The organism is Hymenobacter sp. ISL-91, assembly GCF_018613725.1.
Classification (GTDB): Bacteria; Bacteroidota; Bacteroidia; order Cytophagales; family Hymenobacteraceae; genus Hymenobacter.
In genome coordinates this window covers 37,201-50,615 of the sequence record NZ_JAGGPS010000033.1, presented here as the reverse complement: position 1 = coordinate 50,615, position 13,415 = coordinate 37,201, and the positions used below count along the sequence as shown (strand labels likewise).

At 60.7% G+C, this 13,415-nt stretch carries 4 protein-coding genes; 3 read left to right on the top strand and 1 reads right to left on the bottom strand.

What is annotated here, in order from left to right; translation table 11 throughout:
- Positions 1–153: 153 nt before the first annotated feature.
- Entirely contained in the window at positions 154–5,331 is a 5,178-nt protein-coding gene (locus tag J7E24_RS13465; protein ID WP_215138675.1) for a translocation/assembly module TamB, read from the bottom strand.
- A gap of 427 nt (positions 5,332–5,758) precedes the next feature.
- On the opposite strand from J7E24_RS13465, the gene J7E24_RS13460 reads away from it, so the two are divergent.
- The 3 genes from J7E24_RS13460 to J7E24_RS13450 all read left to right on the top strand — a co-directional run bounded on the left by J7E24_RS13460 (position 5,759) and on the right by J7E24_RS13450 (position 13,381).
- Positions 5,759–8,485 (top strand): 4-alpha-glucanotransferase, encoded by a 2,727-nt coding sequence (locus J7E24_RS13460; protein WP_215138674.1) that lies wholly within the window; start codon positions 5,759–5,761, stop codon positions 8,483–8,485.
- Between the two features lie 380 nt (positions 8,486–8,865).
- Positions 8,866–12,246, top strand: coding sequence for a T9SS type A sorting domain-containing protein (locus J7E24_RS17915; protein ID WP_215138673.1), 3,381 nt, complete (start codon positions 8,866–8,868; stop codon positions 12,244–12,246).
- 178 nt (positions 12,247–12,424) lie between these two features.
- Positions 12,425–13,381, top strand: coding sequence for an NAD(P)/FAD-dependent oxidoreductase (locus tag J7E24_RS13450; protein ID WP_215138672.1), 957 nt, complete (start codon positions 12,425–12,427; stop codon positions 13,379–13,381).
- The last annotated feature ends 34 nt before the right edge of the window (positions 13,382–13,415 follow it).

The following is a 13,415-nucleotide window of genomic DNA, read 5'->3' as shown; positions in this document are numbered from 1 at the left end:
CGAGGAATTCTTTGGTATGACGGCTGTCATGCTGAGCGTAGCCGGAGGCGAAGCATCTCTACTGCAATACTACTCTTAACGCAAGGGTTACCACTGCGGTAGAGATGCTTCGGCTACGCTCAGCACGACGTTCTTTTCAATTTTTAACTGCCCCTATTTCCGGTTGGCTACCCGAGCCGAGTCGCGACGGGGCACGATGGCAGTAGTGTTTACCGAGTCGGCAGCGGCCTTTTTCTCCTGTTTCTGCTCCTTGCGGATTTCTTTGTTGCGCTCCTTCACATCCTTGTCGATACCCTTGAACAGGTCGGCAAAGTTCTTATAGTCGCGCTGGTAAATCAGCGAGGCACCGTTGCGCACGTACTGACCGTCGATGTCGCCGTAGGCATTGTTGCGGTAAGCACGCAGGCGCAGACGGCCGTTTGCCAGAATATCGTACTCGATGCTCACGTCGCCGGCGAAGTTGCTCACACTTTGCTGGCCGGTGCTGGCCTGGTTGCCGCCGGCCAGCGGGACATCGGTACCCAAGCGCACGGTTACCCGGTCGTTGAACAGCTGCCGGCGCACGGCTACGTTCAGGTCGGTGCGGGTTTTTTCGGATCCCGAAGAGTAATCGGCCTGCGAATTCACGCCCAGTTCCACCCCCAGGTTGGAGAGGTAGGAGCCGGTTAGCTTGTTGAGCTGCTCGGTGAGCACCTGGCTGGCGCTGCCCCGCAACTGGTCGGCCACGATGCTGCCGCCACTGCTTTCAAAAGGATTTTCGGCCAGGAAGCGGTTGAGAACCAGCAGCGAGAACACCTGCTTGTTCAGCTCGTCGGTCTGGCTGGGCTGGCGAAGCTGGGCCAGTCGGTTCTCAATCTGGGTACGCAGGTCGGAGCGCGAATCCTCAGGCAGTCGGATATCAAAGCTGATGGCCGGCTGAAGCAGCTGCCCGTCTACGTTCAGGTATACATTGAAGGGCAGCGTATTGCGGGCCGTCGATTTCAGGGTTTCATCGCTCACCCCCTGGCCCGAAAGCAACTCGGCGGGCGCGGCCTTAGCCACGTAAATAGCGGATACGTCGGCAATGCCGTTGTAAGGGTCGCCCGACCAGGTAATGGTGCTACCCTCGGCAATCTGGAAGTCGCGCTCGGTTACGTCGTAGAGCGAAAGGTGGTAGCTGCCGCTTTCCACCACCAGCCGGCCGCTGAGCGTGATGTTGCCCACCGGATCGATGGCGGTATTGAGTGTGCCGTTGGCCCGCACTTTCAGGTTGTCGCCCGAGGCTTCATCAATAATAACCGTAAACGGCGTCTCGTCGGTAACGGTGATGGTGGCGGCAATGTCGTAGCCGGAGGCCGTTTTGGCCGAATCCTGGCGGGCCAGCTGCCGCAGCAGCATGGTATCAATCGGGGCGCTCTTGTCCACGAACTCCACAATGCCCTCAGAGCTGACTTTGTCGGCTTCGTCGTTGGGCACGGCCACAAAGAAATTCGAGCCCTCCTCGACGCTGGCCGTGGTACGCACTTTCATCAGGTTCAGGTCGCCGGTAATGCGCGACTTCGAATCGACGATGAGCTTGCCCCAGAACAGTGGGTTGTCGCGCTGGCTGCTCTGCACGGCAATAAAGTCCTCGGTCGTGGCATCGAGCCGGAAGCCATAGTCGATGAAGTTCTGGGTCAGCACATAGCCGTCCACCACGGCCCGGTTCTGCAGCGAGTCCAGAATTACGAAGTCGTTGAGGCGGATGCCCTGCTCATCAAATGTCAGATCCTGCCGGGGCAGCGTGAAGGGCGCGCCGAGTTGGCTGAGCGTGAAGCCCGCGTCGTTGGTGGTCAGCCTGCCGCGCACTTCGGGCGCCGAGGCGGTGCCGGCAATATCGAGTTGGCCGCTCAGGTAACCGGTCGTTTCCTTGATTTCGCCCAGCGAGAAAGGCTCGACGGTACCCAGCGCAAAACGTGCGACGTCGGCCTGCATATCCAGCGCGCCGCTGGCCAGATAGTCACCGCTCACGCGCACATCGTTGTTGTTGGGGCCACCCGTCAGGCGCAGGTCCATGTTGTAGCGGTCGGCGGCGGGGTTGCTGGCTTTCAGGGCCAAGTCACCGAGCAGGGTTTTGCTGTAGGCCAGCCCGCGCAGGCTGGCATCGGCCGTAAAGCCCATGTTGGGCTGGCCCAGCGACTTTATTACGGCCTGGCCATTGAGCATGCCGCCCACCAGCGAATCCTGGAGGCCGCCGGCGGTGGCCAGCGCATTCAGGTTGAGGTTACTGAACTGGGCCTGCAGCGGGTAGCCGGCACCGGCCAACGTCTGCAGGGCAATGCGCTGGTCGCCCTGGCTTAACAGCACGTTCTCGGCCCGGATAGCGCCGGTGTTCATGTTGTAGCGCAGCTCGTTGTTCGGCTGCACGGCCCACTGCTGGTTGTTGAGTATCAGCTTGGGGTCGAAGCTGAATCCGTAGGTCGTGCCCCGCTCATACACCTGCAGTACGCCGCCCAAATCGAGGTTTACGGTGCTGTCGTTGCGGGCAATGCGCAACTCAGTACCCACCTTGTTGTCGGCAATACTGCCATTCAGGGTAGGGTTGGGCAGGTTGAGCGTGGTGTCCTGGGTAATCTGGTCGAGCCGCAGCCCGTAGTCGAGCTTCTGGGGGTCGGATGACACGGCGAAGCGCAACGAATCGAGCTGGTAACCGGCGTACTTGATGCGGGCAATGCGGGTATTCAGGCGCAGGTCGGCCTCGCGGCTGTCGAAACTGCCCGTAAGCTTGAAGGGCGTGAGTTGCTGCAGGTCGGGTACGAAGGCGCTGAACACCTTGGGCTCCTTCACCTGGGCCTCAAACGTGAACTGCCGGTAAGGCCCGCCGGGCCGGTACTGCACGCCGGGCAGGGCGAAATAGCGGTCGATGTGCTGCTCCAGGGCCGTGGCAATGTCGCCGAGGCGGGTATTGCCGCGCAGCGTGAGGTCGGCCACCGAGCTGGCGAAGTCCACCTCGGTGCGGCCAGTGCGCTGCAGAATCCGCCCGCTCACCGAGTCGAGTACAAACGGCTTGCCGTCGCTCACAATGGCAATGCGGTTGCCCGAGAACGTGCCATTGATGGTATTCAGGTCGGAGCCGCTCAGGTTAGCCTGCAAGTCGCCCTGCACGCTCAGGTTGCCGCCGGTGTAAAAGCCCAGAGCCGTGAGGTTGGCCCCGCGCAGGTTCAGCCGGTCGACGGTATAGGTGGGGTTGGAGGCGTTGCGCAGGTCAATGGTGGCCAGCAGATCGAGGTTGAGGTTGGGGTCGTCCTTGCTGCTGGCATCCACCACGTAGCGGTTGCGGTCGATGTCAACCTTGGCCACGATGCCGCGGTAGGTGTAGCCGTTGTAGGTAGCCTGCTGCACGTTGGCGTTCAGCTGGCCGCGCAGCTGGTTGGGGTCGAGGCCGCCGCGGCCCGTCAGCGTGCTGCTGGCCGTAACGGTGCCAATGGTCGGGTCGCCGATGAGCTTGCCCACATTCAGCTGCTGGGTGCTGAACACGGCCCGCACCGGCTCCTGGCCTGCGGGACCCGCGCCCACGTTTACCTGGGCGGCCAGGTTGCCATAGGTGGTGGTGGCCTTCAAATCGGTATCGAATACCAGCGCCGTGGGCCGGCCCTTAAACGTGCCGCTCACGCGCATAAGCGGTGGCAGCGAGTAGCCGGCCGGAATCGTGCCCCGGGGTACCAGGCTCCGAATGTCGGCGTTGGTGGTGACGAACTTCTGGATGTTGAGGTCGGCGTACAGGCGACGGTCGGTTTCGGGCAGGCCCTGAATGCGGCCGCTGGCCACCAGCTGGGTGTTGCGCAGGCCCACTACTTCCAGGCCCTGAATGCGCAGGTCGCTTACCCGGCCGCTCACTTTGCCGCTCAGCAGCACCGACTGGTTGGGACCGGTCGTGAAGGGCGGCGTGTCAATCAGGTCGGGCGCCAGGTACAGAATGTCACGGAAGCCCAGGCGGGTGTCGCGCAAATCGGCCTCCAGCCGCAGGTTGGCCAGGTCGTCGGCAATGGCGTCGAGGCTCTGGTACTGCATGGCCAGCGTGCGCCGGATGCGGGTGTGGGGCGTTACGAGGTCGAGGTTATCAAGGCGGGTCTGGGTCGAGTCGAATACCACGTCGGCCTGGGCGCGGGTCACGGCAAAACCGCTCTGCTCCTGGCCCGAGAGCTGCATGATGCGGCCGGTGGTGCTGTTTTCGGAGTAGCGCAGGTTCTCGGTATTCAGCGTGAGGTTGCTGAACTTGAGGTGGTTGTAATCCATGCCGCGCACTTTGCTTTTCAGGCGCGGCTCGTTGAAATTGTCAAAGGCCACATCCACGCCGCTGATGTCGGACTCGTTGAGCGTGACAACCCAGCTAGCTTCCTGGTTGGTAGCGTTTTCCACCGACTTGTTGAGGTCGCGCACGGCCTCGGCGGGGTTGATGACGCGCTGCTCGGTGGGCACTTCCTCGTTCTGGGCGTAGGCAAACGTAGTGTTGCGCAACGTGAGCTTGTCTAGCGCCACGCGGCTGTTAATCAGGTCGATGTTGTCGGCCGTTATTTCGGCCTCGCCGATGCGGGTGTTGATGTACTGGGCCGAGGGCTGGTTGCGGTACGTAAGGGCCACGTTATCGAGCCGGGCTTTGCGCAGGCCGAACTGCAGCGTGAGGGCTGCCGTGTCGGCGGGTGAGTCGGGCGGGATTTTGGTTTGCGCGAAGTTGATGGTCGTGTTCTTCAGCGCCACCTCGTTCACCTTATAGATGGAGTTGTCCACGTCCACCTCGTCCATGCTCAAGGCCAGCGCGCCCACTTTCGTGCGCAGGTCGAGGCCATCCACCGCATCCTTATACGTGAGCAGAATGTTGGTCAGCTTGGCGTCGCCGATGTCGTAGGTGAAGCCCGCGCCGGTGGTGTCAGCCGCCGTGGGGGTTGTGGTGGCCGTGTCGCCGGTGGCGAAGGCGTTGAGGATGAAGTCGTAGTTGGAGATGCTGTCGGGCTCGGTGCGGCTGATGGCAATGCGGCCGTCGTTGAGCTCCAGGCTGCTGATTTTGATTTTAGAATCGAGCAGCGCGAAAATATCAATGTTGACACCCAGGTGGCCCACCGACACGAGCGTGTCGCCCTGCTGGTCGGCCAGATACACATCGTCGAAGCTGATGGTGTTGCGCAGGTCGGAGCGAAACTTGCCGATGCGCACGTCGGTCTGCAGCTTGTCGCGCAGGTACTTCTGGGCCTGGCTGGCCACAAAATCCTGCCCCGAAGGCGTCTGAACGTATAAAAACAGGCCGACCAGCAACAGCAGAATCAGCCCGACAAGCCCGAGCAGGGCATAGAGAATACGACGCAGATAAACCGGCAAAGGACGAGAAGTAGAAGTCTGAAGAGATGCAGGGCCCAGTAAGGGCTGCAGGCTGGACCAGCCGTGATTTCCCGCGGTTGGCCAGCCGTTAAGTCAGCCAAACGAAAAAAACGGGCGTCGGGTTGGCTGGCTTTGCCCGTTAAAGCACGGCTGGCCGCCCCGGTCCTACCTACTGTCGAGTGGGCCCCGCCAACCCGCTACCGACCAGTAATCCGGTAATCGGCCGGTGCAGTGTTTAAACCGACCGATATAGTCGTTTTTCGAGCCCTGTCAACCGGACACCGCCTGGCCGATAATGCGGCATTGGCAGAACGGTTTGCCACAGTTTTCGGAGCACAATAGGCGGATTTTCGGGGCAAAAATCCGCCGCTCCAGCCTATTAACCTGTATCTTGCGGGCCGGTTTTTCTACCTGACTACGCTATCTGATGATTCTTCGCTTTACCCTCCCTTACCGCACCGAACCGGGCCAGCAGCTGGTGGTTTGCGGCTCGCTGCCCGCGCTGGGCCAGTGGGCTCCCGAGGCTGCCCTGGCTTTGCACTACGATGCTGCTTCCGGCCACTGGACCCGGGAGCTGGAGGTAGCGGCCGGCCAGTTGGCCGGGGCCACTTATAAGTATCTGCTGCTCGATGAGCGCGACGGCGGCCGGCACTGGGAGTGGGGCCCTAACCGCGAGCTGCCCGCTGCGGCAGCCCCCTTTGGCCGGCTGGTGCTGGCCGACTGGTGGCGCGCGCCGGCCCAGCCCGAAAATGAGCTATTTACGGCCGCCTTCACCGAGGCGCTGTTCCGCCGTCCTGCCCCGGCGGCTCCGGCAGCCCCGGCTACGGCTGGCCCGGCCGTACGCTTCCAACTGACAGCTCCGCGCGTGGAGCCCGGGCAACAGCTGTGCGTGCTGGGCTCCGACGCAGCCCTGGGCGCCTGGGATGCCGCCCGGGCCCTGGTGCTGTCGGATGCCGATTACCCTACCTGGACGGCCGATGTAATGCTGGCCACGCCCGAGGCCGAAACCCGCTACAAGTACGGCATCCGGGACCCCGGCACCGGCCAGGTCGTGGACCTGGAGGCCGGCGACGACCGGCTGCTGGCCCCCGAAACCAACCAGCAGACGCTGCGCATACTCGCCGACAACCAGTACCGCTACCCGACTGCGCCCTGGCGCGGGGCCGGCGTGGCGCTGCCCGTGTTTTCGCTCCGCAGCCGCCAAGGCCTGGGCGTAGGCGAGTTCCCCGACCTGAAACTGCTGGTAGACTGGGCCGTGGCTACCGGCCTGCAGCTGGTGCAAGTGCTGCCCATCAACGACACCGTGGCCACCCACACCTGGGTCGACAGCTACCCGTACGCCGCTATTTCGGTGTTTGCCCTGCACCCGCAGTACCTTAATTTGGAGGCGGTGGCCGAGCTGCGCGACCCGGCGGCCCGCCAGGAGCTGGCCCAGTTGCGCGACGAGCTCAACGCCCGCAACTTTGTGGACTACGAGCCCATGATGGCCGCCAAGTGGCGCTTTATCCGCCAGCTGTATCAGCAGGAGAAAAAGGCTTTCCTGGCCGATGCTGACTTCCACGCCTTCCGCGCCGAGCAGGCGGCCTGGCTGCTGCCCTACGCGGCCTTCAGCGGCCTGCGCGACCGGTTCGGCACGGCCGATTTCAGCCAGTGGCCCGCCGAGTACCGCACGCCGGCCCAGGTAGCGGCGCTTACCGATGAGGCCAGCGCCGACTTCGACGAGTTCGGCCTGTTCTTCTTCCTTCAGTATCACTTGGATAAGCAGCTGCGCGAGGCCGTGGCCTATGCCCGCGAGCGGGGCGTAGTAGTGAAGGGCGACCTGCCCATTGGCATCTACCGCCACTCGGTGGATGCCTGGACCCAGCCCGAGCTGTACCACCTGCACCAGCAGGCCGGCGCCCCGCCCGACGATTTCTCGACCACCGGCCAGAACTGGCGCTTCCCGACGTACAACTGGGAGCAGATGGCCCTCGACGGCTACCAGTGGTGGCAGCAGCGCATGGGCCACCTGGCCCGCTACTTCGACGCGCTACGCATCGACCATATTCTGGGCTTCTTCCGCATCTGGGAAATTCCGGCGCACTCGGTGGAGGGCCTGCTGGGCCACTTCTCGCCCGCGTTGCCCTTCTCGCAGCAGGAAATTGAGCAGCGCCTGGGCTGGTTCGACTACGGCCGACTGTGTGAGCCCTACATCCGCTGGCACGTGGTGCAGGAAGTATTCGGTGGCCAGGCGCAGGTGGTGTTCGATGAGTTTATGGAAGACGCCGGCCACGGCATTATCCGCCTAAAGGAGTTTGTGCGCACCCAGCGCCAAACGGAGGCCGTTATCAACGAGAAACTGGAAGCCGACCCGGCCCACGCCGACTACTACCGCTGGCTGCGCACCGGCCTGTTTGGGCTGGCCAACGAGGTGCTGCTGGTGCCCGACGACCAGCAGCCCGGCCATTACCACCCGCGCATCACGCTTACACTAAGCCGCTCGTTCCGGGAGCTCGACGAGACCAGCCGCCCTCGCCTGGAGGCGCTGTACAACGACTTTTTCTACCAGCGCCACGAGGGCTTCTGGCGCGAGCAGGGCCTCACCAAGCTGCCGCCGGTACGCTGGGCCACCAACATGCTCATCTGCGGCGAAGATCTGGGCATGGTGCCCGCCTCGGTGCCCGGCGTGATGAAGGACCTCGGCATCCTGGGCCTGCACATCCAGCGCATGCCCTCCGACCCCAGCACCGAGTTCGGCCACCCCGGCACCGCGCCTTACCTGAGCGTAGTGAGCCCCGGCTCGCACGACATGAGCACCCTGCGCGGCTGGTGGGAGGAAGACCGTGCCCAAACCCAACGGTTCTTTGAAACCACGCTGGGCCACTGGCAGCAGGCGGCCCCGGCATTCTGCGAGCCTTGGGTGGCCCGCGAAATACTGGAGCAGCACCTGCACTCGCCCGCCATGTGGGCCATTTTCCCGCTCCAGGATGTGGTGGCGCTCAGCGCCGAGCTACGCCGCGCCGATCCGCTGGCCGAGCAGATCAACGTGCCCAGCAACCCCACCCACTTCTGGAAGTACCGCTTCCATATGCCGCTGGAGGAGTTGGCGGAGCAGGCGAGCTTTAACGGCGAGGTGCGGGAGCTGGTGGACCGGAGTGGGCGGCAGCAGGGGTAATGAGCGAAACCTCACTGTCTGTTCGCTAAGCGAGTATCACTGGGTTCTGAAACAGTAGTTAGACAATACCGCCTACGACAGATCAAGCTACACAGTAGTGTACCTCTTCTTTCCTGTTCCGCCCGCAATCCGACAGTAGCAACTGTTTCGTAAGATCGGGCGCCACCAATAGTGGTAGACTGATCTGAGCATCAGAGCTGAACTTCCCGGCGCGCCGTTTTTTCTACCCGCTAACTGCCCGGTTTACCGAGCCACCACCTACGTTTATCGAATAAAAAGGTTTTATCCTTTCCCCGCGCAGTACATTTGTTCACTTATAGCTGAGCACTAACGACTACTTCTCCTTCATTCTCCGAACCTTCTACTCTTTTTTTCTTTTCGTGAAAACACACCTACGTATCGTAACACTAGTGCTGGTATGGCTGACGCTTAACGGTCTGTCAGCGCAAGCAGAGGGTTCCAAAAACCTAACGCCCGGTACCAATAACAATGCCTTTACTGTTGCCACCAATGACCGGTGCGGCTATCTGGTGCATGACTCCGACCAGAATTCGGGCGGCGTGGACATCTCCTACGGCTTCCTGAAGCCCGCCAGCTGGGTCAGCCCCGCTGGGGTACCCTTCAGTGAAGATTACCGCCTATTCGTACGACTACTGCCGGGTGAAAAGCTGTCTTATGGTGTGCAGCGGGCTAATGATGCAAACTACAACAGCTCCAGCTACCGCAACTTGGTACTGACACTCCGCTACGGAACAGGCGACGGGACTATTGTCAAGCAAAACATACTAAACCGGACTACGACTGGCAACTCTGCTTTGCTAGCTACCAACCAAGCTGGCGTCATAGACGATTACGCCCAGGCGCTTGCCGGGCCTATTCCTGCCGCAGGTGGCTACGAGCCCTTGGAATACGTCAACAATACCAATGCTCCGCGTGACTTTTTCATTGAATTCACGCAAGAAGGGGAGTATACTAACTCCGGTACGCAAGCTAACTTCAACGACCTGAAGACCCGTAATACTACCTTTGTTAACGGTACTACTGGCACCAGTGGCGCTAACCGTATATACAGCGTTTATAACCTATGGGACTTCACCGTGACTGGTACCGACAGCCAAGTGAAGAACGGGCGTCTATTCAGCAAGTCCTGGGCTTTTTCATCGTTAGGAGCACCTAATCTGCTATCTAGCAAATTCACACTTTTCCCGCTCATTGAAAGCCGTAGCGCGGCTAATACGCACTACGTAAAGGCCATTGAATTGGCCGGCTTGCGTCCATACGCGTTTTTCTTTGTTACCAACGAGTTTGGCTCTACGGCTGCTCCTGGCCGCACCACGGTGGCTGACCGGCGCAAAAGCCAAGAAGGTAATACGGCTTACGCGCAATACCCAAGCTTTGTGAATGACCCTGACCCAACCATATGGCCCAGTGCCATTGTGCCAACGGTAACCATCACTCCGCAGCCCTATTGCCGCAACGGCAACACGGAAGTAGCCTTTACCACCTCATCATCTGAAACCGGCCGCTTTGATATCAATATCACCTACGGCAGCAATACCCGCGTCCTGACTACTAATGTAATAGGTGGCTCATCGGCAACCATAATCTGGGACGGCTTGGTAAACGGGACGCGTGTACCGGCCGGACAGACCATTACCTACAACTTCACAAACAGAGGTGCTACCATCAACTTTCCGCTCTACGATGCGGAAAATAACGAAGGGGGCTTTGTAGTACGTAACATTAGGCCATCTGCAACTGGTGCCGATGACCTGTACTGGGATGATACCAACGTTGCGGCCCTGAACACCAGTAGCCCGAACGGCACTACCAGCCCGGCCCACGCTTGGGGCAATAACGATGCAACCGCTCCTGGTAATGCCGCAACGGTAAACACGTGGGTGTATGGCTTTGTAAGCACAGCCAACAACCTGACCTATATTACTGTAAGCGTCTGTGATAATGACGGTGATGGCGTGACGGACAATGTTGACATAGATGATGATAATGATGGTGTTTTGGATGTGGTAGAAGCTATGTCTGGTACTACTAATGTAGACCCGGGGTCTTTTGCTGACGCCACTGCCCCGATTCGCTACTTGGACGCAGAGTACGAGCATCCTGTGCTGGGCATGTTCCGCGACGTTAACAACGATGGAGTAAACGACATTTTCGATATCGACTTAGACGGCATTCCTAACCACTTCGACTTGGATGCTGATGGCGACGGTCTAACCGATGCCTTCGAAGCCAACGGTAACCGTAATCCAGACTTTTCTTTTTCGGCTACTTCCGGCACTAATACTAATAACAGATATACCGTAACCAGCAGCTATAACCCATCTACTGGACGCTATGAAGGACGTATTTACCAAACCAGCAACAACACTAATTTTGCGCCACCCGCTGGTATCGGCGCTGGCGTTGGCAGGAACGGTCTGCCGGACGCAGTAGAAGCAATTCTTGTTACCTACAGCGGCACCCGCACCAGTGTCGCTGTGACAGAAGATACTAACGCCATGAGCAAATATACCCCGGGCGATAATGATGGTGATACATTTACCGGGAACGGCCAGACGGTGAGAAACTATAATTTCCTGGATATTGACTCGGACAACGACGGCATTACGGACGAGATAGAGGCGCAGACGACGAAGGAATACAACGATCATAAGCTCCAGGCCAACTTCAATATCGACACCAATAGAAACGGCATTCGTGATGCTTACGAAGGCAACGGCGCTATCGTGACGGTAGTGAATACCGACAATGTTGGAGGCGTAGATATGTTTGACTTTGACTCCGACGGCGACAATGCCGGCAATGGCGCCAAACCGATTTATGAGCAGACCGCCGACTGGACCGAAGGCTTTGACACGAACGGCAACGGAGAGGCAGCCGACGAAATAGTAAGTAAAGCCCGCAAGTTTGCCATTGATAACCCGGGCAAGGCTGACTACTATGCCATTGCAACTACCGGCAGACCAAGAAACTCAGCCTTCCTGCAGGATAGCGACGGGGATAAGATTCCGAATTTCCTCGACAATGGCAGCCCGTTCTATAAGGACGACAACTTCAACGGACTAGTAGACTTGTACGACCCAGCCTATGGAGGCTCGCCCTCTACGGCCCCGCTGGTAGGCGGGACCGGACTGGATGCCTTAGAAGCCATTTTCCGGTCTAAGAATAAGAAAGTACCCCTGCCCGTAACGCTGGTATCCTTCAGCGCCCAGGCTTCCGGCCTGAATGCCCAACTCAACTGGAAAACGGCGCAGGAGCTAAACAACGACCACTTCGTGGTTGAGCGCAGCTTCGATGGTCGCGGCTTTGTGGCCGTGGGCCAGGTGAAAGGCCAGGGCTCGACCCAATCGGCTACCACTTACGATTTCACCGATGCGCGGGTAGCCGCCCTGGCCCCTGCTGGCCTGGTGTACTACCGCCTGCGCCAGGTAGACACTGATGGTACCGCAGCTCTGAGTGAAGTGCAAGCTGTGCGCTTCGCCTTTGCGGCCAGCAAGCTGATTGACGTGCGTCCGAACCCTGCCACTGCTACCCAGGATGCTAAGCTCGACTTGAGCGGAGCCTCAGCCGGCACCTACCAGGTAACGCTGGTAGATATGACGGGCCGCGTGCTGCGCACCTTCCGCCAGAATGGTGGCACTGTGGAGCCTCTGCAGTTGACCAGCCTGCCGACCGGCACCTACCTGGTACAGGTGAAGGGCAACGGTCAGTCGTTCAGCCAACGCGTCATCAAGCAATAGTCACTCGCTGGTTATTGAGTAAGCAAGCGTCCTCCCGCCACCCGGCGGGGGGACGCTTGCTTTTGGGGCTACTGCGTGTCTGACCGCAAAACCAGCGGAGGGCTTTAGAAGTATAGATTTCCCAGCCATACTGGCTGCTCACGCGTTTCTCCTCTTCGCATTTTCACCAGCCTGCCTTATGCCTCCTGTTCGCCGCTCCGTACTTGGCCGGGTGCCTACCGATTTCGATGTAGCCATTGTGGGGGCCGGCAGTGCCGGGCTGAGCGCGGCGTTGGTGCTGGGCCGCTGCCTGCGCCGGGTGCTGGTGCTCGATGGGGGGCCGCCCCGCAACGCCCCTTCGCCGGCCGTGCAGGCCTTCTTCACCCGCGACGGGACGCCGCCCGCCAAGCTCCTGAATCTGGGCCGGACGGAGCTGCAGGCCTACGAGTCGGTGGAGATCAAAGAAGCGAAAGTGGTAGGTCTGACCCGGCGCGGCAAGCACTTCGAGCTGACCCTGGAGGCACCCACTGGCCACCGCAGCACCCGCACGGCCCGCAAGGTGCTGCTGGCGACGGGCGTCGAGGACGAGCTGCCGCCGTTGCCGGGGATGCGCGAGCTATGGGGCAGCGGGGTACTGCACTGCCCCTACTGCCACGGCTGGGAGCACCGCGGCCAGCCGCTGGCCGTGTACGGGCGGGCCAAGCTGATTACCGGTCTGGCCCTGCTGGTGAGCCGCTGGAGCACCGATGTGGTGGCGTGCGTGGAGGATCCGGCCAACCTGACCCAACATGCCCGCCGCCGCCTGCGCCGCCAGGGCATTGCTGTTTGCGAGGAGCCCCTGCTTCGCCTCGAAGGCACGGCAAGCGGCGAGCTGCGCCAACTGGTATTCGAGTCGGGCGAGCCGCTGGTCCGCAAAGCGCTGTTCATCCATGCCCACCAACACCAGCGGAGTGCGCTGGCCGAAGAAATGGGCTGTCGGCGCAACAGCAAAGGGGCCATTTGGGTGAGCAAGCAGCACCAGACGACGGTGCCGGGTCTGTACGCGGCCGGCGACAATACGCCCGGCACGCAGCAGGCGCTGCTGGCCGCCGCCGAGGGCAGTGCCGCCGCCATCAGCATCAACGAAACCCTGACGCGGGAGGAGTGCCCCAAGTAGGCCGCGCGACTAGTACTTACCCAGCCGGGTTGGG